The sequence below is a fragment of the Winogradskyella sp. genome (assembly GCF_965656915.1).
In the GTDB taxonomy this organism is placed as follows: domain Bacteria; phylum Bacteroidota; class Bacteroidia; order Flavobacteriales; family Flavobacteriaceae; genus Winogradskyella.
Window position 1 is genome coordinate 1 of record NZ_CBFHMI010000028.1, and the last position, 24,180, is coordinate 24,180.

At 34.7% G+C, this 24,180-nt stretch carries 22 protein-coding genes and 1 pseudogene; 14 read left to right on the top strand and 9 right to left on the bottom strand.

The window, feature by feature from the left end; genetic code table 11:
- Positions 1-115 precede the first annotated feature (115 nt).
- The 4 genes from ACTG3Y_RS08445 (at position 116) to ACTG3Y_RS08460 (ending at position 2,427) form a co-directional block, all read left to right on the top strand.
- Entirely contained in the window at positions 116-538 is a 423-nt protein-coding gene (locus ACTG3Y_RS08445; protein WP_439152489.1) for a SufE family protein, read from the top strand.
- A gap of 1 nt (position 539) precedes the next feature.
- Positions 540-866, top strand: coding sequence for a DUF59 domain-containing protein (locus ACTG3Y_RS08450; protein WP_439152490.1), 327 nt, complete (start codon positions 540-542; stop codon positions 864-866).
- A gap of 2 nt (positions 867-868) precedes the next feature.
- Positions 869-1,375 (top strand): DUF2480 family protein, encoded by a 507-nt coding sequence (locus tag ACTG3Y_RS08455; RefSeq protein WP_439152491.1) that lies wholly within the window; start codon positions 869-871, stop codon positions 1,373-1,375.
- A gap of 143 nt (positions 1,376-1,518) precedes the next feature.
- Positions 1,519-2,427 (top strand): DUF3078 domain-containing protein, encoded by a 909-nt coding sequence (locus ACTG3Y_RS08460; protein ID WP_439152492.1) that lies wholly within the window; start codon positions 1,519-1,521, stop codon positions 2,425-2,427.
- A gap of 50 nt (positions 2,428-2,477) precedes the next feature.
- On the opposite strand, the gene hflX is transcribed toward ACTG3Y_RS08460, so the two are convergent.
- Positions 2,478-3,689 carry a GTPase HflX gene (hflX, locus tag ACTG3Y_RS08465; RefSeq protein WP_439152493.1) on the bottom strand — a complete coding sequence of 404 codons (1,212 nt, stop codon included), beginning with the start codon at positions 3,687-3,689 and terminating at the stop codon, positions 2,478-2,480.
- 72 nt (positions 3,690-3,761) lie between these two features.
- Here hflX and ACTG3Y_RS08470 point away from each other — a divergent pair.
- From ACTG3Y_RS08470 to ACTG3Y_RS08485, 4 genes and pseudogenes are all read left to right on the top strand, one after another.
- A pseudogene (locus tag ACTG3Y_RS08470) lies at positions 3,762-4,715 on the top strand (endonuclease).
- Positions 4,716-4,944: 229 nt separating this feature from the next.
- Complete coding sequence (locus ACTG3Y_RS08475; protein WP_439152494.1) at positions 4,945-10,278, top strand: fibronectin type III domain-containing protein; 5,334 nt, start codon at positions 4,945-4,947, stop codon at positions 10,276-10,278.
- 30 nt (positions 10,279-10,308) lie between these two features.
- On the top strand, positions 10,309-11,214 hold the full coding sequence (locus ACTG3Y_RS08480; protein ID WP_439152495.1) for a PorP/SprF family type IX secretion system membrane protein: 906 nt from the start codon (positions 10,309-10,311) through the stop codon (positions 11,212-11,214).
- A gap of 21 nt (positions 11,215-11,235) precedes the next feature.
- Positions 11,236-13,149 (top strand): OmpA family protein, encoded by a 1,914-nt coding sequence (locus ACTG3Y_RS08485; protein ID WP_439152496.1) that lies wholly within the window; start codon positions 11,236-11,238, stop codon positions 13,147-13,149.
- Between the two features lie 54 nt (positions 13,150-13,203).
- Here ACTG3Y_RS08485 and ACTG3Y_RS08490 read toward each other — a convergent pair whose 3' ends face one another.
- Genes ACTG3Y_RS08490 through ACTG3Y_RS08500 form a run of 3 tightly spaced genes read right to left on the bottom strand, consistent with a single transcriptional unit; the run spans position 13,204 to position 14,655 of the window.
- A complete protein-coding gene (locus ACTG3Y_RS08490) occupies positions 13,204-13,731 on the bottom strand; it encodes a YciI family protein (protein ID WP_439152497.1) in 528 nt (175 codons plus the stop codon).
- A complete protein-coding gene (locus ACTG3Y_RS08495; RefSeq protein ID WP_439152498.1) occupies positions 13,728-14,201 on the bottom strand; it encodes a CYTH domain-containing protein in 474 nt (157 codons plus the stop codon). The genes ACTG3Y_RS08490 and ACTG3Y_RS08495 overlap by 4 nt, the downstream gene beginning before the upstream one ends.
- A gap of 7 nt (positions 14,202-14,208) precedes the next feature.
- Positions 14,209-14,655 carry a DUF2238 domain-containing protein gene (locus ACTG3Y_RS08500; RefSeq protein WP_439152512.1) on the bottom strand — a complete coding sequence of 149 codons (447 nt, stop codon included), beginning with the start codon at positions 14,653-14,655 and terminating at the stop codon, positions 14,209-14,211.
- 213 nt (positions 14,656-14,868) lie between these two features.
- Here ACTG3Y_RS08500 and dinB point away from each other — a divergent pair, with 213 nt between their 5' ends.
- The gene (dinB, locus tag ACTG3Y_RS08505) at positions 14,869-15,978 is read left to right on the top strand and encodes a DNA polymerase IV (RefSeq protein WP_439152499.1); all 1,110 of its coding nucleotides are present in this window, start codon (positions 14,869-14,871) and stop codon (positions 15,976-15,978) included.
- 52 nt (positions 15,979-16,030) lie between these two features.
- On the opposite strand, the gene pyk is transcribed toward dinB, so the two are convergent.
- The 5 genes from pyk to ACTG3Y_RS08530 all read right to left on the bottom strand — a co-directional run bounded on the left by pyk (position 16,031) and on the right by ACTG3Y_RS08530 (position 20,324).
- Positions 16,031-17,470, bottom strand: a complete 1,440-nt coding sequence (gene pyk, locus ACTG3Y_RS08510; protein ID WP_439152500.1) for a pyruvate kinase — start codon at positions 17,468-17,470, stop codon at positions 16,031-16,033.
- Between the two features lie 4 nt (positions 17,471-17,474).
- The gene (locus tag ACTG3Y_RS08515; protein WP_439152501.1) at positions 17,475-17,954 is read right to left on the bottom strand and encodes an IPExxxVDY family protein; all 480 of its coding nucleotides are present in this window, start codon (positions 17,952-17,954) and stop codon (positions 17,475-17,477) included.
- Between the two features lie 119 nt (positions 17,955-18,073).
- On the bottom strand, positions 18,074-18,820 hold the full coding sequence (gene rnc / locus ACTG3Y_RS08520) for a ribonuclease III (RefSeq protein ID WP_439152502.1): 747 nt from the start codon (positions 18,818-18,820) through the stop codon (positions 18,074-18,076).
- Between the two features lie 7 nt (positions 18,821-18,827).
- Positions 18,828-20,078, bottom strand: coding sequence for a beta-ketoacyl-ACP synthase II (gene fabF, locus ACTG3Y_RS08525; RefSeq protein WP_439152503.1), 1,251 nt, complete (start codon positions 20,076-20,078; stop codon positions 18,828-18,830).
- Between the two features lie 12 nt (positions 20,079-20,090).
- Complete coding sequence (locus ACTG3Y_RS08530) at positions 20,091-20,324, bottom strand: acyl carrier protein (RefSeq protein WP_008269813.1); 234 nt, start codon at positions 20,322-20,324, stop codon at positions 20,091-20,093.
- Between the two features lie 181 nt (positions 20,325-20,505).
- Here ACTG3Y_RS08530 and purN point away from each other — a divergent pair, with 181 nt between their 5' ends.
- From purN to ACTG3Y_RS08555, 5 genes are all read left to right on the top strand, one after another.
- Positions 20,506-21,072, top strand: coding sequence for a phosphoribosylglycinamide formyltransferase (purN, locus tag ACTG3Y_RS08535; RefSeq protein WP_439152504.1), 567 nt, complete (start codon positions 20,506-20,508; stop codon positions 21,070-21,072).
- Positions 21,065-21,706 (top strand): ribonuclease H1 domain-containing protein, encoded by a 642-nt coding sequence (locus ACTG3Y_RS08540; RefSeq protein ID WP_439152505.1) that lies wholly within the window; start codon positions 21,065-21,067, stop codon positions 21,704-21,706. Before purN ends, ACTG3Y_RS08540 begins: the two co-directional genes overlap by 8 nt.
- A gap of 6 nt (positions 21,707-21,712) precedes the next feature.
- Positions 21,713-22,711 (top strand): flavin-containing monooxygenase, encoded by a 999-nt coding sequence (locus ACTG3Y_RS08545; protein WP_439152506.1) that lies wholly within the window; start codon positions 21,713-21,715, stop codon positions 22,709-22,711.
- Between the two features lie 48 nt (positions 22,712-22,759).
- A complete protein-coding gene (locus tag ACTG3Y_RS08550) occupies positions 22,760-23,161 on the top strand; it encodes a hypothetical protein (RefSeq protein ID WP_439152507.1) in 402 nt (133 codons plus the stop codon).
- A gap of 70 nt (positions 23,162-23,231) precedes the next feature.
- Positions 23,232-24,158 (top strand): PfkB family carbohydrate kinase, encoded by a 927-nt coding sequence (locus ACTG3Y_RS08555; RefSeq protein ID WP_439152508.1) that lies wholly within the window; start codon positions 23,232-23,234, stop codon positions 24,156-24,158.
- The last annotated feature ends 22 nt before the right edge of the window (positions 24,159-24,180 follow it).

Sequence of the window (24,180 nt, forward strand, 5' to 3'; positions counted from 1 at the left end):
TGATCATGGTCATCCTCCTCAAGAAATTGAAGCTTTAGTTAATAAAGTGTTATCGATAAAAGAAAGTGTGGTAAAGCAACAGTGATTTTGTAATTTTGTGTTAAAGACAATGATTATGACTATTGAAGACATTCAAAATGATATTATAGATGAGTTCTCTATGTTTGAAGATTGGGAGGAACGCTATCAGTATATGATAGACTTAGGTAAAACCCTTCCGCTAATTGAAGAACAATATAAAACTGACGATAATATTATTAAAGGCTGTCAAAGTAAAGTCTGGGTTCATGCGAATATGAATGACGATAAAGTAGAGTTTACAGCAGATAGTGATGCTATAATTACAAAAGGTATAATTGCAATCCTTATTCGTGTATTTTCTAATCAACATCCTAAAGATATTATCGCAGCAGACACAGACTTTATTGATAAAATAGGTCTAAAAGAGCATTTATCACCAACAAGGGCTAATGGTCTTGTGAGTATGATAAAACAACTAAAAATGTATGCTATTGCATACCAAACACAATTGAATTAAAATGAGTGATATAACTATAGATACAAACGTACTAGGAGATAAAATTGTTAGAGTTTTGAAAACGATTTTCGATCCGGAAATTCCAGTAGATATTTACGAATTAGGATTAATATATGATGTTTTTGTTAATGAAGATTCTGAAGTAAAAATCTTAATGACATTAACGACACCAAATTGTCCGGTGGCCGAAACTTTGCCTTTAGAGGTTGAAGAAAAAGTAAAGTCTATCAATGAAGTTAAAGACGCAGAAGTTGAGATTACTTTTGATCCACCTTGGTCACAAGACTTAATGAGTGAAGAAGCGAAATTAGAGCTTGGGATGCTATAAATATGGCGGATGAAATTATAAATAGAGTTGCAAACAGCAAATTAAAAGTCATTGATCTTGAAGACTTCTATCCTAGTGGTGAACGTATTCACTTTGATATTAAAGATTGGTTACTCGAAGGCCTAGTATTACGAGAAAAAGAGTTTAGAGCTTATGTTTCTGAATTCGATTGGAGTAAATTCAAAGACTGTTATGTTGCTCTTTATTGTTCAACTGATGCTATTGTGCCAGATTGGGCCTATATGTTGATTTCTATTCAATTGCAAGACTATTCTAAACTGACTGTAATTGGCTCTCTAATGCATTTAGAGTCAATAATCTTTTCTACAATTATATCAGAATTAGACGTCTCAGAATTTGCAGATAAACCAGTAATTATAAAAGGCTGCTCTAACAAACCTGTGCCTTCAAATGCCTTAGTCTTGCTGTCACAAAAACTTAAACCAGTTGCCAAATCAATAATGTTTGGTGAAGCGTGTTCTTCAGTACCTTTATTTAAAAGAAAATAATTTTATTAAAATTGTGACTTTACAAAGATTCTTAGGTCTAAGATTCAGTGTCATATGCCATCGCATTTTATTAAAATAAAAGGATAAAACTTATATTTGCAGATTATCAACAACAAATATTTACTATAACTAAGTAATTTATTATGAACAGAAAATTACTTTTATCAGCATTTTTTATGTTAGCTATTTCTTTTGGTTTTTCACAAACAAAAGAAGAATTGCAAGCTCAAAAAGCAGAAAAACAAGCAGAGGCAGACAAGTTACAAGGAGAAGCTGATGCAATTCAAGCACAAATTGATGCACTACCAGGATGGCGTGTTGGTGCTTTCGGTACTATTGGTGGTAGTTTATCAAATTTTAAAAATTGGTATGCACAAGGAGCACCAAATAACAATTCTGGTAATATTGGTATTACAGTTAACGGTTATGCTAACTTAATTGAAGATAAATTCTTTTGGAGAAATGCATTAACTACAAATTTAAACTGGGTAAAGTTAGATAATACGGATACAGATTTAGATAGTGATGAATTCAATCCTACAACAGATGTATTTAACTTATCATCACTTTACGGACGTAAATTAAGCGAAAAGTGGGCTATTTCTGGTTTAATGGAATACAGAACGACACTTTTAGATAACTTTAATGATCCTGGATATTTAGATCTTGGATTTGGCGCAACTTGGACACCAATTGAAAATCTTATTGTTGTTATACATCCCGCAAACTACAATTTTGTTTTCTCAAGTGGAGATACTGTTTTTGATTCATCATTTGGAGCAAAAATTGTTGCAGACTACACAAGATCATTTGGAGCCATTAACTTAAAAACAAATTTCTCGACATTTCAAAGCTACAAGTCTAGCGACTTATCAAACTGGACGTGGACAAACTCATTTAGTTATACTTTATGGAAAATGATTGGTGTTGGTTTTGATTTTGCATTAAGAAGCAATCAACAAGAAGCAGCTAATTTTCAAGGTGTAGATTTAGAAGATGCAGATAATGACTTACAGAGCTACTATACAATTGGTTTAAGCTATAAATTCTAATAAATATTGGAAATTAATCAGAAAAAAGAGGTCTAAATTAGACCTCTTTTTTATTCAATATCTTCAACATCTGGGTACAAAAAGTGATTATAAGGAAAACGGGTTACGTGAATTTCTCTTACCTCTTTATATACACGTTTTCTAAACTCATCCATGTTTTCTTTATTCAATGCAGAAATAAATAAGGCATTATCACCTATTCTAGACATCCATGTTTTTTTCCACTCTTCAATGGTATAATTGGCTTTAGTTCTAACCTCAACTAAATCGTCATCATCAAAAGGCTCCGCCTTATAAGCATCGATTTTATTGAAGACCATTATTGTTGGCTTATCTTTACTATCTATTTCATCTAATATCTGATTAACAGAATCTATGTGTTCTTCAAAATTAGAATGCGAAATATCTACCACATGTAGTAATAAATCTGCCTCTCTAACCTCATCTAAAGTACTTTTAAATGACTCTACTAATTGTGTTGGTAACTTTCTTATAAACCCTACCGTATCACTAACCAAAAAAGGAAGATTTCCAATAACCACCTTTCTTACAGTAGTGTCTAAAGTGGCAAAGAGTTTATTTTCTGCAAAAACTTCACTTTTACTAATAACGTTCATTAAAGTAGATTTTCCAACATTGGTATAACCTACTAATGCAACGCGCACTAACTTACCTCTATTGCCACGTTGTACAGCCATTTGTTTATCAATGGTCTTAATTTTAGCTTTAAGTAATGCTATTTTGTCTCTAACAATACGTCTATCCGTTTCAATCTCAGTTTCACCAGGTCCACGCATACCAATACCTCCTTTTTGACGTTCAAGGTGAGTCCACATTCCTTTAAGTCTTGGTAATAAATATTCACATTGAGCCAATTCTACTTGTGTTCTGGCATAGCTGGTTTGTGCACGTTGTGCGAAAATGTCAAGAATTAAATTAGTTCTATCTAAAATTTTACAATTTAAAATTTTGCTAATATTTCGTTCTTGAGCTGGAGATAGTTCATCATCAAATATCACTGTTCCTATGTCATTATCCTTAACAAAATGCATTACCTCATCCATTTTACCAGTACCAATAAAGGTTTTCGGATTAGGCATGGTCATTTTTTGGGTATATCGTTTTACCACTTCACCTCCTGCTGTATAAGTCAGAAATTCGAGTTCGTCCAAATATTCTTTAGATTGTTCTTCATTCTGATCTTGCGTAATTATCCCTATAAGTACAACTCTTTCTAACGCTATATTCTTTTTTTCTATCATAAATAAATCAAAGTACAAAGTTAAGCAAATGCATTATTTAGTATAAGGTTTTAAAATCATATATTTATTGCCATGCGCAACAATAATTCTAAAACTTTCACTTTAGCTTTCTATAATATTGAAAATTTATTCGATATAGAGAATGATCCTTTAACTAGTGATGATGATTTTTTACCTACTTCTGTAAAACGGTGGACACCAAAACGCTATGAAAACAAATTAAGAAAACTCGGAAGTGTCATTTCTAAAATTGGAGATGAAGATACCAAACATGCTCCTGTGATTGTCGGTGTCGCTGAAGTTGAGAATAAAAAAGTATTATCAGATTTGGTAAGTAGTAAAAATCTTGTCAAAGAAAAGTATAGTTATATTCATTATAACTCGTCTGATGAGCGTGGAATTGATGTTGCTCTTCTTTATAAAGATGAATTCTTTAAGGTTACTAATACTGAAACATTTTCCGTGTATTTACAAACAGATACGGGTGAGCGCGACTATACAAGAGATATTCTCTTAGTTCAGGGAAGACTAATGGATGAAAATATAAGTATATTAGTCAACCATTGGTCTTCCCGAAGAGAAGGTGAAAAGGAAACGGAACATAAGCGACTAGCTGCTTCTAATAAGGTAAAATCTATTATCAAATCAATTAAAGCTGAAGACCCTAAAGCAAAAATCATTGTTATGGGAGATTTTAATGATAACCCAGACAATAAAAGTCTTATACAATTAGAAGAAGATAGTGGATTGTACAATCCATTTAAAACAGTATAGTCTTATGATAAAGGAAGTTTAAACCATGATTTTCAATGGAATTTATTTGACCAAATACTCATCTCACAAAATTTCTTTGACTCCAAAAATTCTGATTTAGAATTAAAAAAAGCTGATGTCTTTAATAGTAAAAAGCTAACACTATATCATGGCAAATACAAAGGCCAACCTTTTAGAACTTATGTAGGTAAAAAATACAAAGGTGGCTATAGTGATCACTTCCCTATTTTCATTGAACTTCAGTGGCAATAGCACAATTACCACAATGGTCTTTTTATCGATAAATAAGGTAGTTAATCTATTATAGCATTGTTAACAGAGTGTTAATTACCAATTTTTATATATTCGAATGAACATAATAAAAACGCCTAACCAACGTAACTAATGTTCAACCAAGTCTCTATTTTATAATTAACTAATAAACTCCTTCATAATCAGTGTATTATAAAGGATTAAATAATTACTAACAAACCGATTACTAATGAAAAAAGTTACTCTCTTTTTATTGCTTATGTGTTTCTCTTTAGCGTTAAGTGCACAAGTAATAAATCAATCTGCTGCATGGCCAAATACCAACTGGACTGTTACGGGAATTTACAATGTAGATCCTAATGCATTTGAAGCAGATCCTACACTTACGGCTAATTTTGCATTTGATGATGACGATGCAGGTGGAGCCAGTGATGACGATATCGCTGCAGAATCGCCTGTTATTGATCTTTCTGCTGCTTTTGCTGCTGGAGAAACATGGTTGTTTTTAGATGTGGACTATACCTATAATGACTTAGGTGATACCTTAAACTTAGAATATTGGGATGCAGATACAAGCACCTGGGTGGCTTGGCAGCAATTTGTTGCTACTGCAGACCAGCCAACAGATAATTTCTGTAATGGTACTCGAGATAGTTTTACAAGCAATCAACTGAATATCGCAGGATTTACTGCGACTCAATTATCTGGATTTCAATATAGAATAGCATTCTATGATGATGGTCCTGGTGGAGGAGCTGGTTTTGAATGGGGTTTTTGTTTTGATGCACCAACTATAACGTCTCAAACACCTCCTAGTTGTCCAGATCCTGATGTCTTGACCGCAGTTAACATTATGGAAACTATGGTAGATTTACAATGGACAGAAACTGGTTCTGCTGCTTTATGGAATATAGAATGGGGACCAGCTGGTTTTACTCAGGGTTCAGGTACTTTATTGACAGGAGTTACGACTAATCCTTACAACTTAACAGGTCTTACAGCAGGAACATCTTATGACTATTATGTACAATCAGACTGCGATGGTTCAGGGACATCTAATTTCATTGGTCCATTTAATTTTGTAACCGCAACACCAGGTGGAACATGTGCTAATGCTTTTGCAATGACAGTAGAGGCAGATTGTGCTACTGCAACACCTGTGACTTTCGATTTTAGTCTAGCTGAGGATATAGATGCAAATGGTGAAAACCCAAGTTGTGATGGTTTTGGTAACTTTGGTTATTGGGTTAGTTTTACTGCACCTGCTATTGGATCGGTAATTTTTAATTTTAGTGGTGCTGCAGACAATATTGGTTTGGAAGTATTCGATGCGTGTGGTGGAACAGCAGTTTCAGCATGTACCAATAATACATTAGATACAGGTGATGATTCTGGTATCATTGGTGGATTAACACCAGGTAACACATATGTCGCTGTAATCTGGAGAGATGGTCAAACAGGTACAGCAGATGTTTGTATAGAAGAAGGACCATCTTGTACATTCCCTGTTGATTTAGCAGCTACAAATGAAACACTTGATGGCGCCGAGTTGTCTTGGACTGAAAACGGTACGGCTACATTATGGAACATAGAAATTGTACCATCTGGCGATGCGCCAACGGGTGTGCCAACCATAATTGGTGTAACTAACCCATATGTTGTAACAGGCCTAGCGGCTAGTACAACTTACGACTTCTACGTTCAAGCAGATTGTGGAGGAGGCGATACTAGTGACTTCAATGATTTTGCAACTTTTACCACATTATGCGACGTCTTTGTGCCAGACTATCAAGAAAATTTCGCAACCATAATTCCTAACTGTTGGAATGAAGCCAGTGATGGTGATGCGACCACGGGACCAATAGGTCTAGGTGGTGGTGATTGGGCTGATGATGGTTTTCTAAATAATGGTTTTACTGGAGCTTACCAAATAAACTTATGGCAAGCATTTAAGAGTGATTGGATATTATCACCACAATTTGATTTAACTGGTGGTCCGTTTCAGGTAGAATTTGATTTCGGAATTATGACATTTGGTAGTAGCACAACTGTTGGTACTTTAGGTTCTGATGATACGGTTCAACTTTTAATTACTACTGATAACGGAGCCACATGGACTCCACTATTAACTTATGATAGCACTTCTGTTGTACCTCTTGGCGGTGAAACTGCCGTTGTTACTCTAGAAGCTTATGCTGGTCAAATAGTACAATTTGGTATACTCGGTTCTGAAGGTACTGTAGATGACGCAGCAGACAACGATATTTTTGTGGATAATTTCAAGGTAAGAAATATACCTACATGTCCTGAACCATCAGACTTAACGGCAACTAACTTAAGTTTAACGTCTACAGAAGTTGGTTGGACTGATAATGGTACTGCTAGCTTATGGAACGTACAGTATGGAATTGCCGGTTTTACATTAGGCACAGGCACTATAGATAGTGATGTTACTAATCCACATACGCTAAATGGTCTAACACCGGATACGAGTTACGAATTTTATGTACAGGCTGTTTGTGGACCAGGAGATTTTAGCTCTTGGACAGGACCTTTTGAATTTTTTACAGGTTATTGTGCATCTATTCCAACAAGTAATGATGGACAAGGAGTCACTAACGTAACCATTGGAGTTACTGACTTCCCAAGTTTAGGTGATGTAACGTATGAAAATCAAACATCTCCTGTAGTTAATGTGTTCCAAGGTGTAGAAACAAATTTAATTATTGATTTCGCTACTGGATTTACATATGACGTTAATATATGGATAGATTTCAATGATGATTTAGTTTTTGACGATACTGAACTTGTCTTCCAAGGCGAAACTACCAATGATAACCCAACAACATTTGACGCTTCATTTATAATGCCATTAACAGCGCCATTAGGTGAACATAGGATGAGAATTGGTAGTGCAGACTTTGGTCAAGACCCACCAAATCCATGTTTTAATGGTTCGTTTGGTGTGACATTAGATTTCACTGTAAATGTCGAACAGCTGAATTGTACACTTGCTGAAGCAACATATACAACAGCACCAGACTGTGATAATGATCAGTTCTTTATAGATGTTGATGTAACTGATTTAGGAGATGCAGCCTCTTTAGAATTATCTAATAACTTTGACGCTTCAACTATTCAAGCAACGGCTGTTGGAACTTATCAGGTTGGCCCATTCCCTTTTGGCTCAAGTGTAAAAGTTTTTGTGACTAACGAACAGGATAATAATTGTGTCATTAGCAGTGAATTCTTTACGGTATTAGCATGTCCACCAGACAATGATGAATGTGATATGGCAACAATTGCCGTTGTAAATGATGGTGAAACTTGTAATCTATTAACTTCTGGAACTATCTTAGCAGCAACACCTTCTGGTGTGGATGCTAGTAGTTGTGCAGGAAATCCAGACGACGATGTTTGGTTTGAGTTCACAGCATTGAGTGAAGTACAAATTATTTCTATTTTAAATATAGCAGGTGGAACATTTAACATTGACCATGCTTTATATGAAGGAAGTTGTGGATCGTTAACAGAATTATATTGTTCACCTAACGAATCTAGCGTTACACCTTCTATAACGGTTGGTAATACGTACTACCTAAGAGTTTTTAGTGGCGGTAGTCAACCAGAAACAACAACTTTCGATTTATGTATTAGAGAAGCACCAACAAATATTATTTGTGAAAATGCAGAAAACTTCTGTTCCGTAGGTGGTGCTCTTGTGAGTTCTAACATTATTGGAATTCCAAATCCATCTGACATAGCATGTTTAAGTAGTGCTCCTAACCCAACTTGGAATATCATCCAAATTGGTGACCCTGGATTAATTGAAATAGAAATTGCTCAAACTGACGCCACAGGTGGAGGTTTAGATGTAGATTTTGTGCTTTGGGGACCATTTACTTCTGTTGAAGGAGTTTGTGACGGCTTAGATAATGGTTGTCCTACACCTGGAGATTGTCCAAATAATACAACAAGTCCAAATTTCTATCCTTTTGGGAATATCGTAGACTGTAGTTACTCGTTTGTTTCAACGGAAAATTTAACGATTAATAACGCTCAAACTGGTGAAGTTTATTTATTATTAGTAACAAATTTCTCTGATGATCCAGGAATAATTACAATTACTCAAACCAACGCAGGCACTGTTGATGGTGGTACTATTGAAGCAGAAATATCTGCTGAAGTCGTAAGTAATGATGTGTTTATAGATCCTAATAACGATCCTAATGAAGTTGATGAGGTTTCCGTTTGTGGTTTTGACCAAGTAACAATCGAAACTAACTCCCCATTTGCTGATTCTTACATATGGTTTGAAGACGGTTTTGAAATAATAGGCGAAACTTCAAGTACACTAACGGTACCTCTTGGAGGTTTTGGTTATGGTTCTACCAACTATCAAGTACAGGCCTTTGATGAGCAGTGTGGAGCTGAAGCTTCCTCTCAAATCGTTATTATAAATCTTTATGAAGATCCTGGCACAGTAGATCCTCAAAACATTACAGTTTGTGATGGACCTGAGGGAGATGGTACTGAAGACTTTGACCTTGATGCCTTAACTACATCTCTAGGATTTGGAGCAGATTTTACGGTAAGTTACTATACAAATACAGCCGATGCTAACCAAGCTATTAACGCAGTGAACTCTCCTTATAATTCATCTGGTGAAACTTTAATTATTAGAGTAGAAGATACTGATGCAGCAACTGCTGGATTCCTAGGATGTAGACAATTATCTGAAGTAGAGCTTTTAGTTACAGCACGTCCGCCAATAAATCAACCTGCAGACTTTGTGGTTTGTGATGATCTTGATGGCGCAGTAGATGGTGTTACAGATTTTGATTTAACGTCTGTTGATCCAGACGTTAGTACAGACCCAGATGTTGTGATTACATATCATAATTCTCAGGACGATGCTAACAATAATGTAGGAGCTCTTACAAGCCCTTACACTAGTAGTGGTGAAACTATATTTGTACGTGCACAAAACACTGTTACTGGTTGTTATGACACAACCTCATTTAATCTTGTAATTAATGTAGTACCATTGGCAACTTTTGATCCTCAATTTGATTATGAAGTGTGTCCAAATGCAACTGTACCGGTTAGTATAGGTTTAATACCGTCTAACTTTACAGAAGCAGATGTTACTGTAACTTGGTTGCTGGATGGTTCTCCTATAGCAGGTGCTAATGGATTAACATTAGATTCTGTATTAGTTCAAGGAGATTACTCTGCAGAGATAAGCTTTAATGCAACTGGCTGCATTAATACGGTTTCAACGACTGTTGCTGAGCTAGATGCTTGTATATTCCCTGAAGGTATATCACCTGGAGTTACACCTGGACAAAACGATAGATTTGACCTTAGTAGTTTTGATGTAACTAAACTTGAAATATTTAATAGAAACGGTACTCTGGTATATTCTAAAAAGAACTACACAGATGAGTGGGTAGGGCAAACCAATGACGGTGAAGAATTACCTGTAGGTACTTACTTCTATACAGTGATATACGAAGGCGGAACTAAAAAGCGTAGCGCTTGGGTATACATTAACAGATAATTGACTAACTGAATCAACTTAAAATATAACATGAAAAAACTCTCTATTATAGCGGTTTTGCTTTTGGCGTTTCAAATGCATGGACAACAAGATCCGCAGTACACGCAATACATGTATAATATGAATATCATAAATCCGGCTTATGCAGGTTCTCGCGAGAATTTGTCATTCGGATTATTATACAGAACACAATGGGCTGGTATTGATGGTGCACCTGAAACAGGTACATTTTTCGGTCACTCACCTATTGGTAACAATCTTGGATTAGGATTATCACTAATTGCAGATCAAATTGGACCAGTAAAAGAAACTAATGTCTATGCCGATGTTTCATATACCTTACAACTCGGTGGTGAACATCGACTAGCTTTCGGTATTAAGGCTGGTGCTACGTTTCATGACATAGGTTTAACTGGCTTAGATCTCATTGATGAAACAGATCCATTTTTTAGTGAAAATATTAATCAAACGACACCAAATATTGGTGCTGGCTTTTTCTATTACACGAATAAATATTACTTGTCACTATCTGTGCCCAACTTATTATCTTCGGTACACCTAGATGCCAATGGTTTTAAAATTGGGTCTGAAACACAGCATTATTTCTTAACAGGTGGTTATGTGTTTGATTTATCTCCTAATACAGAACTTAAACCATCATTTATGGTTAAATCTGCGTTTGACGCACCAACATCATTTGACGTAAATGTTAATGCAAGGTTCTATAAGAAGTTTGAAATTGGAGCTTCCTATAGATTAGACGATTCTTTTTCTGGGTTAGTGAATTTTGCAATTACGCCATCTCTTAGAATTGGATATGCCTATGATGCCGTAACTTCAGATATTAAGGCTTATGCACCAGCATCTCATGAAGTGATGCTGTTATTTGACCTTAATTTTCCAAAACGAGTTTCACGTTCACCAAGATACTTTTAATCAGTTAAGCTAAAGATTATTATGAAAAACTTTAAAACATTATTATTTATTACGTTGATGAGTAGCTTATGCTTAACTGCTCAGAATAAAGACACTAAAAAAGCTGACAAACAGTTTTCAAGATTCGAATTCGTTAAAGCCGCAGAAAGCTATAATAAGTTAATCGAAAATGGTAAAGGTGATAGTTATGTGTACAGGCAATTAGCCGAAAGTTACTATAACATCTTCAATACCGTAGAAGCAGAACGCTGGTATGCTAAGGCATTAGAATCCTCACAAGAACCAGAAATGATCTATAAGTATTCTCAAATGCTAAAAGCCAATGGAAAATATGCTGAATCTAATGAGCAAATGGAAAAATTTGCCAGTATGCGTCCGGCTGATGACAGAGCAACAGCATTTAGAAAAAATCCTGATTATTTACCTAAAATTTTAGAAAGAGGCAAAAAGTTTAATGTTCAGAATGCCGATTTTAATTCTGAGCAATCAGACTTTGGTGGGACTATGTACGATGATAAATTATACATTACGTCTAGTCGTAATGATAATCGTAAGACGTATGGTTGGAATCAAGAGCCATTTTTAGACATTTATTCTATGGCTCAAAACTCTGATGGATCTTACCAAGCTGCTACTTTAATGAATGATGAAATCAATACGAGATTTCATGAAGGTTTAGTCGCGTTTGCTCCGGATGGTAAAACAATGTATTTCTCTAGAGAAAGTTATTTTGAAAAGGATTATGAAAAGGACTCTATCAGTAAAGTACGTTATAGCCAACTCTATTTATTTAAAGCCACTAAATTAGGATCTGATTGGGACACAGTAGAAAGTCTAGCCGTAAATAGCGAAAACTATTCTGTTAAAAATCCTTCGATAAGTACAGATGGTAAAACCATGTATTTTTCATCTAACATGCCAGGTGGTTATGGTAACTTTGATATATATAAGACCGCTATCAATGAAGATGGTACTCTTGGTGAACCACAAAACATGGGTCAGAAAGTAAATACAGAGGGACAAGAAATGTTCCCCTATATAAGTAGTACTAATACCCTTTATTTTTCGTCTAATGGTCACTTAGGATTAGGTGGTTTGGATGTCTTCTACACCAAAGAAATAGATGGGAAAATAGCACCAATCAGAAACGTTGGTATTCCAATTAATAGTAATGCCGATGACTTTGCTTTTACTATAGACGAAGAAGCTGAAGAAGGGTTTGTATCTTCTAATAGAGAAGGTGGTAAAGGAAGTGATGATGTTTATGCATTTAAAAAATTACAACCGCTTTGCGATGTATTAGTAACAGCAACTGTATTAGATGATAAAACACGTGAGCCTTTAAGTGGAGCTTCGGTTTCTCTTTACGATGCTGAAGGTAATATGATTGTTACAAAAACTTCAAATGCAGATGGAATTGCTGAGTTTATTGTTGAATGCGAAAAAGACACTGAATTAGAAGTAACTATTGATGATTATGACAGCAAAAAAGTTGTTGTGAAAGGTAGTAACGAAGAGGAAGTTAATGTACAGATATCACTAGATCCTATCGAAAAATTAATTATTGCAGATAAGATTGAATTGGCTCCAATTTACTTTGATTTCGATAAGTCTAATATCACTGCACAAGCTGCATTTGAATTGGATAAGTTGGTTCAAATTATGAAAAAGTATCCAGAGTTAGTCATTAACGCAACTTCTCATACAGATAGTAGAGGACCTGAGTCTTATAACCAATTACTATCACAGCGTAGAGCAAAAAGCACGCAACAATATGTGATTTCTAAAGGTATTGATGAATCACGAATTACTGCCGAAGGAAAAGGTGAAAGTGATTTAAAAGTTAAGTGTGGCCAAAATTGTACAGACGATGAGCACCAGTTAAATAGACGCTCAGAGTTTATTATTGTAAGTGGTGGTTCTGAAACAGAATAAACTATAATTTATATACATAAATAAAAACGCTCTGAAAACTCAGTGCGTTTTTATTTATCGTAAAGGAAACCCTTTTGCTCCCCACCATGGATGGACTTCAATAATTAATCGTCCTGCTTTTACCATTGGATCGGCATTAGCCAGACTATCTGCCATTTTTAGTGTTGGTACATTATAAATGGTTATCCCTCTAATATCTCTATCATCTCCAAATGGTCCAGAAATATCAGCATAACCTAATTCATACATTTTAGATAAATGCGACACATGCTCACTCTGTAGACGATTGGCTTCTTCTTCATTTTGATTTCTTATTGGTCCTCGTTTTAAAAATGCAATGAAATATTGCTGCATTAAAGTGGTCTCTTTTGTTTTCTCATCAACATAATCAAAAACCTGATAACCTTCTCCAACAAGTTTAGCTTTTAGTTGAGCCATGGATTGTTCATGAATAGTCTCTACATTATCGAATACAGTATCCACAACTTCTTCGTTAGTATTAATTTCTGGTACGCTAACTTTTTCTTCATTTTTACATCCTAAAAGGCTAAATAAGATCATACATATCAATAGATTTTTCATGATTTCCAAATTTTATAGGGTTGTTTACTTAATTGTGAATTGTAATATTTAATATCTCCTGTAATTTCTTCCCCTAACCAACTGGGTATAGTAAACATCTCATCTTTAGATCTTAACTCTACTTCTGCTATAACTAAACCCTTGTTGTCGCCAAAAAACTCATCGACTTCAAAAATATGTTTGCCTATTTTTACTTCATATCTTTGCTTATCAATAATGCCTTTTTCGCATAGTTGTAAGAGATCTTCAGCATCAGATTTTGAAATTTTACGTTCCCATTCAAATCGTGTTAACCCATCATCTGAAGATTTTCCTTTTACGGTTAAAATCCCTTCATCATTTTTCAACCTAACACGGACGGCACGGTCTTCATGACTATTTAAAAACCCTTGCTTAATGGTATAACTATTAAACGCTTCGTCCTTAAACGCCTCTGATTTCACTAAAAATTTACGTTCTATTTCAATCATATTTACCTTATGTCAAAGTTTTAGACACTAATTCCTTCAACTGTTTATTATGTATATGGCTTAATAATATCAAGGCACATACGGCTCCAATCGTAGCAAAAAGCATATCTGATTGTGTGTCCCAAATATAACCTTGAGTTCCTAAAAACGAATCGCCACCTTCACCTGTTTTTAAAGATACAAACCACTCAATAAATTCATAAGTCACACTAATAGCCATGGCGATACAAACAATAATGAAATTAAGCCATTTGTTGCCTTCTACGACAGCTTTTCTAATCAATATTTCTCTTACAATCATAGCTGGTACAAATCCTTGAGCAAAATGACCAAGCTTATCGTAATTATTACGACTATGATTAAGCGTTTCTTGTATCCAATCAAATAATGGTACCTCAGCATAGGTATAATGACCGCCAATTATGAGTATTACGCAATGAAAAAATATAATAATATAAAAGTAGGTTAGTAAATCTAAATCGCTTAAATGTCAATGCTAATATAATAATACCGACTAGTACTGTCGACACTTCTAAAAACCAGGTAAAATACTCATAAGGATGTATAGCCGACCATATAAAGAGCGCTATTATTAAAAAGAGAAGAACATAGATAAGTTTCATAGGTGTGCTTAACAATATGACCAAAGATATTATAAATTTGTGTTGTGGCTGAAGACTTACCAATACGAAAGATAATTCATGTAGATATGGATGCCTTTTATGCTTCTGTAGCACAAATGGATAATCCTGAACTTAAAGGTAAACCTATAGCTGTTGGTGGTGGCGGAAAACGTGGTGTGATAAGCGCTGCAAGTTACGAAGCCAGACAATTTGGTGTAAAAAGTGCCATGTCTGGTAGATTGGCAGAAAAACTTTGTCCTGATCTAATTTTTGTAAAAACCGATTTTGAGCGTTACAAGGAAATTTCTAATCGCATTAGAAAAATATTCTTCGATTATACTGATTTGGTAGAACCTCTGTCGTTAGATGAAGCTTATTTAGATGTCACAGAAAACAAAATAGGGCTCCCTAGTGCGACTTTTATTGCTCAGAAAATAAGACAACGTATTTTCAGTGAAGTAGGCTTAACAGCTTCCGCAGGCATATCAATCAACAAGTTTATTGCAAAGATTGCAAGCGATTACAATAAACCAAACGGACAAAAGACGGTAAATCCAGAAGATGTCTTACAGTTCTTAGAAGACTTAGATATTAGAAAGTTCTTTGGTATTGGCAAAGTAACCGCAGAAAAAATGTACCAAAAAGGCATTTTTACTGGTAAAGATTTAAAGTCTAGATCTGCTGAATATTTAGAAACTCATTTTGGTAAATCAGGTAAGTCTTATTATCATATCGTAAGAGGCATACACAACAGTCCTGTGAAACCAAATCGTATTAGAAAATCTTTAGCCGCAGAGCGCACCTTCAGTGAAAATTTATCATCAGAAATTTTTATGCTCGAAAAACTTGAACATATAGCAGAGGAAGTAGCCAAGCGCCTAAATAAAAGCAATATTGCAGGTAAAACTATCACTCTAAAAATAAAATATAGCGACTTTACCTTACAAACACGCAGTAAAACTCTGCCCTATTTTGTATATGATAAAATCATAATTCTAGAAACTGCAAAGGATCTTCTATACCAAGAGAAATTGAAGAATTCAGTACGACTTTTAGGCATTTCTCTATCGAACCTAAATACAGAATCGAGCAAAACTAAGGCTGAAAAAAAAGATAAAATCTCTGTTAGTGTACAGTTAAAGTTTGAGTTTTAAATTATTCGTTGACTTGACTTTCTAAAATATTTCAACGAACTTAGCTAACCTTCTAAAAACTACAACTCTCAATCTCAGTAACACGCAGTGTATTTACCATACCTTTCGCCTGTATTGGCATAGCAGCTAAACTAATAAGCATATCACCAACTTCTAAGTACCCTTTTTTACAAGCAATGGCATTAACATCTTCTATGGTCTCATCAGTACTTACAAACTTGTCGTAATAAAAGGCCTTAACTCCCCATAGTAAACTTAATTGAGTAAGTATTCGTTGATTAGAGGTAAATACTAAAATATGTGCAGACGGTCTCCATGCTGAAATCTGGAAAGCGGTATAACCACTGTTTGTTAATGTAGAAATCGCTTTGGCATTAATTTCGTTAGCCATATTTGCAGCATGATAACAAATGGCTTTTGTTATATAGCGTTTCGTGCGTATATGTGGTGGTGATTGTGGTACTTCAATTAAATGAGAATCTTCGACACTTCTAATAATATTAGACATCTGACGAATAACCTGAACGGGATATTGCCCAACAGAGGTTTCACCAGACAGCATTACGGCATCTGCTCCATCCATTACAGAATTGGCGACATCATTTACCTCTGCACGTGTCGGTGTTAAACTTGTAATCATAGTTTCCATCATCTGCGTAGCAATGATTACAGGTATTCTAGCACGTTTAGCTCTTAACACTAATTTCTTCTGAATTAATGGTACTTCTTCAGCAGGAATTTCAACTCCTAAATCACCACGAGCTACCATTAAACCATCACAATAGGCGACAATCTTATCGATATTCTCTACAGCTTCTGGTTTTTCTATTTTGGCAATAATCGGAATTTTATGATCAGTATGCTCCTTAATTAATTCCTCTAATTCCATTAAGTCTTCAGCATGACGTACAAATGACAGTGCAATCCAATCTACACGTTGCTTTATCGCAAAAATAGCATCTTCAATATCTTTTTCTGTTAACGCGGGTTGTGAGATGTTTGTATTAGGAAGGTTAACACCTTTCTTAGATTTTAGTGGCCCACCTTGTATAACTTTGGCTTTTACTTCAGACTCACCATCTGTAGAAACGACTTCGAAAATTAGTTTTCCATCATCTAGTAAAATGCGTTCACCTGGTTTTGCATCTTGAGGAAACTTATCATAAGTCATGTATACACGTTCCTTGGTGCCTTCAAATCGCTCGCCTGTGGCAAATATAATTTCGTCACCTTCATTTACAATAACTTCTCCCTTCATGATCCCTACTCGTAATTTAGGGCCTTGAAGATCCCCTAAAATTGAGGCATTGTAGCCATGCTCTTCGTTGAGTTCTCTTATCATTTGAATACGTTCTTCTACATCCTGATAATCAGCATGAGAAAAATTGATTCTAAATACATTGGCACCTTCATCTAACATGGCTTTTAAAACCTCCTTGTTGCTAGTTGCAGGACCTAATGTCGCTACGATTTTTGTCTTTTTGTTTGGCATTAATTCAAAAAATTAAATGGTCTTTTGATTTTATTTTCAACGGATCTACCGCATAACATGTTATAATTTGAGGTATAGATTGTATTCTACTAACTATTAATTTTTCATCAGTCTTTTGTATCTCATCAGAAATCTTAATAAAATAATCTACCCGCTTATATTCTGAAATTAAATGAAATGTCTGTAATGTCTTTTCACTAGTTTTAAATAATGTTCCTGTACTGTAAAGGCTGTCTTGTTCCTTTTTACAGACGTTAGAAATTAAATTCCAGGTGACATACTGAGACTCATTATTCCATTCAAAAATACTATAGGAAGATGTCATATACTGAAAATCTAAATCCTTGTCTTTTCGTTCTAACTTTAAATCTAAAGCTTTGTTTAATAAATAGGCTAAACGATAATCTTCTAACCCACAATGCACTGCAATGAGTTTATAAGAGTCATCATAAAAATCGTCTACCAGAAGTTTATGTAAAGCCATACAGATATAACTTTGAATGGTAAATATAGTACAATAATAAGTTAGTATTATTAACTTTTAGGTAATCTTAACCCTTTAAAACTACGAAAACGTTATAGTTTTTTGGAATTTATGGACAACTATTCAATATGCTTGGTGATTTGCTTTTGAAACGCGAAAAATGCACGTTTAGATGCTTTTTCTTCTGCCTTTTTCTTAGAGGTGGCACGGGCTTTTGAAACTACTTTATCGTTTATACTTAGCTTTACAGAAAAGTGTTTTAACTCATCCTTTCCTGTGTCTTCATAGACTTCATAGTCAAACGTATTCTTTTCTTTTTGACACCATTCTATCAGTAAGCTTTTATAACTAATTACTTTTCCTTCTAAGGTTTCAATATCTACGTAAGGATTAATGACTCTTTTGAAAATAAATTTTTCGCAAAAGTTATACCCTCTGTCCAGGTAAATAGCACCTACCAGTGCTTCAAAAAGATTACCATGAATGTTGTTACCAAAATTAGATTTCGGAATTCTACTTTTAACCAAGTCAATAAGGCCTAAGTCTTTGCCCAACTCATTAAGATGCTCTCTACTAACCACTTTAGATCGCATTTTGGTAAGATAGCCTTCATCACCATGTGGTACCTGCTCAAATAGATAAGCAGCAATTACAGAACTCAACATGGCATCACCAACAAATTCTAAACGTTCGTAATTAATTGGATTACCCTTTTTGTCTTTTATGTTCATAGAACGATGGGTAAACGCTTTTATATAAAGTGATTCTGATTTTGGCTTAAACCCAAGAATTTTTTTGAGCTGTAAAAAAAAATTCCCGTCTTCAGGAGAACGGGAATTTTTCAATATGTTACGAATGAAACTCATTCGGGATTTAATCTAATTTTTTAAATAATACACAAGCGTTATGACCGCCAAATCCAAATGTATTACTCATTGCTACTTTAATATCTCGTTTCTGAGCTTTATTGAGTGTTAAGTTTAATTCTGGATCTATGTTTTCGTCAACCGTTTCGTGGTTTATTGTTGGTGGTACAATACCATTCTCCATGGCCAATATAGAAGCTATAGCCTCAATTGCTCCTGCAGCACCCAACAAGTGACCTGTCATAGACTTAGTAGAATTAATATTGATGTTTTGAGCATGCTCACCAAATACTTCTGATATAGCTTTTAATTCGGCAACATCACCTAAAGGTGTCGATGTACCGTGTGTATTAATATGATCTACATCTTCTGGATTTAAACCAGCATTTTCCAAACAATTTTTCATTACCGCAATGACACCAATACCATCAGGATGTGGCGCCGTCATATGATATGCGTCTGAAGATAAACCGCCACCTACCACTTCTGCGTAGATTTTAGCCCCTCTTGCTTTGGCATGCTCATACTCTTCTAAAACAATAGCACCTGCCCCCTCACCTAATACGAAACCATCACGGTTAGCATCAAATGGTCTGGATGCTGTTTCTGGACTATCATTTCTAGTACTCATAGCATGCATAGCATTAAAACCTCCCATGCCAGCAATAGTCACTGCAGCTTCACTTCCACCAGTAATAATAACATCACAATGACCTAAACGAATAGTGTTTAAAGCATCGATCATTGAATTGGCAGAGGATGCGCAAGCAGAAACTGTTGTGTAGTTTGGTCCCATGAAACCATATTTAATAGATATGTTTCCTGGTGCTATATCAGCAATCATTTTTGGGATAAATCGTGGGTTAAATCGAGGTGTGCCATCACCAGCAGCAAAGTTTAACACTTCTTCCTGAAATGTTTCTAAACCGCCAATACCTGCTCCCCAAATAACTCCAACTCTTAACTTGTTTAGAGCGTCGAGATCTAGTTTTGAGTCTACAATTGCTTCATCTGAAGCTACCATTGCATACTGCGAAAACTTATCCATTTGACGCGCTAACTTTCTATCAATAAAGTCAGTAACTTCAAAGTTTTTTATTTCACAAGCGAACTGCGTTTTGAACTTTTCAGCATCAAAATGTGTAACAGGTGCAGCACCACTTTTACCATTAACAAGACCATTCCAATATTCATCTTTGGTATTGCCAATTGGTGTAAGTGCACCTAAACCAGTAACTACAACTCGCTTTAATTCCATAAAATAAAGTTCTTATTTTGCTTCTTCTATGTAAGAAATAGCTTGACCAACTGTTGCAATGTTTTCAGCTTGATCGTCTGGGATTTGAATATCAAATTCTTTTTCAAATTCCATTATTAATTCTACAGTATCTAATGAATCTGCACCTAAGTCGTTAGTGAAGCTAGCTTCTGTTACAACTTCGTTTTCATCAACACCTAATTTGTCTACGATAATCGCTTTTACTCTTGATGCAATGTCTGACATAATCTTTTAATTTTAAGTTTTAATTAGACCGCAAAAATAAAAAACTTTATTTTAAAATTCACCTTTACCGATAAAATGTGCGGTTTATTGTAAAAAATAGATAGAAGTATTTTTGTTTTACGTCTAATTGTTAATTATTATTCTTTTTTTTGTTTTGAATAATAAACCAATATACCTGTAAATGAAACGTATTGTAATTTTTGCGTCCGGAAGCGGATCTAATGCTGAAAATTTAATTAAGTTTTTTCACAACAGCGATAATGTGTCTGTGATTCAGGTACTAACTAACAATCCTCATGCCAAAGTATTGGATCGATGCAAAATATTGAAAGTTAGCGCCTTATCATTTAATAGAATAGCATTTTCAAAGTCTGAAGATGTGTTGAATATTTTAAAAGCTGCGAAACCAGATTTAATAGTTCTAGCTGGGTTTCTCTGGAAATTCCCTAAATTCATTCTCAATGAATTTGAAAATAAGGTGATTAATATTCATCCTGCACTTCTACCTAAGTATGGAGGTAAAGGTATGTATGGCATGCATGTTCATGAAGCTGTAGTAGCTAATAGAGAAACTGAAACAGGCATCACCATTCATTATGTAAATGAGAACTATGATGAAGGAGCTATTATTTTTCAGACTACATGTGAGGTTTTACCATCAGATTCTGCTGTAGATGTGGCTTCTAAAATACATGAGTTGGAGATGACGAATTTTCCAAAAGTGGTAAACAAGCTTTTGAATGAGTAAAAAGAAAAAGAAATATTATACCGTTTGGAAAGGACATAATACAGGTGTATTTAAATCTTGGGACGATTGCAAAGCTCAAATAAAAGATTTTAAAGGAGCACAATACAAATCATTTATAACTTTTGATGCTGCTAAGAAAGCATACAAAAATGACCCAAAAGATTATATAGGAAAATCTAAAACCTTTAAAAGTGAGCTGACTGAAGCGCAATTGAAAAAAATTGGGAAACCGAACTATAATTCTATTTCTGTCGATGCAGCATCAAGTGGTAATCCTGGTAAAATGGAATACCGCGGAGTAGATACAAAAACTAAAAAGCAACTTTTTATACAAGGTCCTTTTGAAGAAGGGACTAACAATATTGGTGAATTTCTTGCGATTGTGCATGGATTGGCATTTTTGAAACAGCGTAAAAGCAATTGTATTATTTATACAGATTCTAAAACAGCAATGAGCTGGGTACGAAAAAAAATATGTAACTCTAAACTTGAACGGAACGAAAAAAACAAAGAATTATTCAATCTTGTAGATCGCGCTGTAAATTGGCTAAAAACAAATTCATACGCTACAACTATTGTGAAATGGGAGACCAAAGCTTGGGGTGAAATTCCAGCCGATTTTGGTAGAAAATAAAATATAATGGATACAAAGCATTATGACATTATAATAATTGGTGCCGGCCTTTCTGGTATTGGCGCGGCGTGTCACTTAACCCGGAAAAATCCTGAAAAATCCTATTTAATATTAGAATCTGGAGAATCGCTTGGTGGCACTTGGGACTTGTTTAAATATCCAGGTGTGAGATCTGATTCAGACATGTACACTTTTGGATACTCTTTCAAAACTTGGGACGATGCCAAGTCATTTGCAGATGCTCCTTCTATTTTAAAATATCTTAATGAAGCCGTAAAAGAATATAATGTGACTGATAACATCACTTATAATCAACGCGCTATTTCGTATGAGTTTAATTCTAAAGATAATCTTTGGCAAATCACATCGCTTGATACCAAATCTAATAACAAAACAACCTATACTTCGAGATTTATTTTTAATTGTAGTGGGTATTACAGTTATGATAAAGGTTACACACCTAAATATAAAGGATTAGCCAATTACAAAGGTGAATTTATTGACCCACAAAACTGGCCTGAAAATTTAGAATTGAAAAATAAAAAAGTGGTTGTAATAGGTAGTGGTGCGACAGCGGTTACCATAGTCCCAAAAATTGCAGAAACGGTAAGCCATGTTACTATGCTCCAAAGGTCACCAACTTATGTGGGAGCACTACCCAATAAAGATGTAGTGGCTAAATTCTTTAAATTCATATTACCTAAAAAAATAGCACATAAAGCTATTAGAATAAAAAATGTACTCTTAGATATGGCGTTTTTTAATGCTTGTAGAAAATGGCCCAATATCATGAAAAACTACATTGTTAAAAAAACACAGAAGGAACTGGGAGATGTACCTGTTTATCCTCATTTTACACCAAATTACAACCCTTGGGAACAACGCTTTTGTTTAGCGCCAGATGGTGATTTATTTAAATCTATAAGAGAAGGTAAAGCCTCTGTTGAAACTGATACGATAGACCACTTGAATGAAACCGGTATTTTTTTAGAATCTGGAAAGTAGCTGAAGGCAGATATCATTGTAAGTGCAACCGGTTTAAGGATATTACCTTTGGGAGGAGTAAACATATCCATTGATGGCCAACCCATTGATATTTCGAAACTCTTTGTTTACAAAGGCAGTATGTTAAGTGACATTCCTAATTTATTTCTCTTTGTCGGATATACAAATGCATCCTGGACTTTAAAAAGTGATTTGACGAGTGAATACATTACACGAGTTCTTAGATATATGGATAAAAATAACTTTCAATCTATTTGTCCTACAACAAGAACTGATGAACTTAAATCAACACCATTACTGAATTTAAATTCAGGATACATTCACAGAGCGAAAAATATTCTACCTAATCAAGGAGACAGAGCTCCATGGCGAGTGTATCAGAACTATATACTAGACTATAAAATGCTAAGGATTGATAAAATAAATGACGCTTTCGCTACATTCAATTAATGAAGCGAGTAATAATTTTCAAAGGAATTTATTTTACTTAAATTTGCATCTTAATTCAAACTTTACTTTAATGAGTAAATTAGTGATTGTTGGTACTGTAGCTTTTGACGCTATTGAAACACCGTTTGGTAAAACTGACAAAATCCTAGGTGGTGCAGGAACTTTTATAGGTCTGGCTGCCTCAAAATTTAATGTAGATTCTGCTGTGGTATCAGTAGTTGGTGGAGACTTTCCACAAAAGTATTTAGACTTAATGTCTAATAAAAATATTGACGTCTCTGGTATTGAAATTGTGAAAGATGGTAAAACTTTCTTTTGGAGTGGTAAATATCATAATGATATGAACTCTAGAGATACGCTTGTTACAGAACTCAATGTTTTAGCAGGTTTTGAACCAAAAGTACCTGAAAATTATAAGGATGCAGAAGTAGTGATGTTAGGTAACTTGCATCCATTAACTCAAATGAGTGTTTTAAATCAGATGAATAAGAAACCTAAATTGGTGGTATTAGACACAATGAACTTTTGGATGGATTGCGCATTAGAAGATTTACATAATACTATCAAGCATGTAGATGTTATTACTATTAATGATGAAGAAGCGCGACAGTTAACTGGTGAATACTCATTAGTTGTCGCGGCAAGGAAGATTCATAACATGGGTCCTAAATATGTAGTAATTAAAAAAGGTGAACATGGAGCGCTATTGTTTCATGATGACAATGTTTTCTTTGCTCCAGCATTGCCATTAGAAGAAGTATTTGATCCAACAGGAGCAGGAGATACTTTTGCTGGAGGGTTTTCCGGTTATTTAGCCAAGACTGGTGATTTTTCTTTTGAAAACATGAAAAATGCTGTCATTTATGGATCTACATTAGCTTCCTTTTGTGTTGAGAAATTTGGAACCGAACGCATGCAGAATTTAACAGATAACGAAATTTATAAACGATTAGACCAATTTAAAAGTCTAACACAGTTTGATATAGAATTAGCATAAACAAGCGCGCTCATGATTGAGC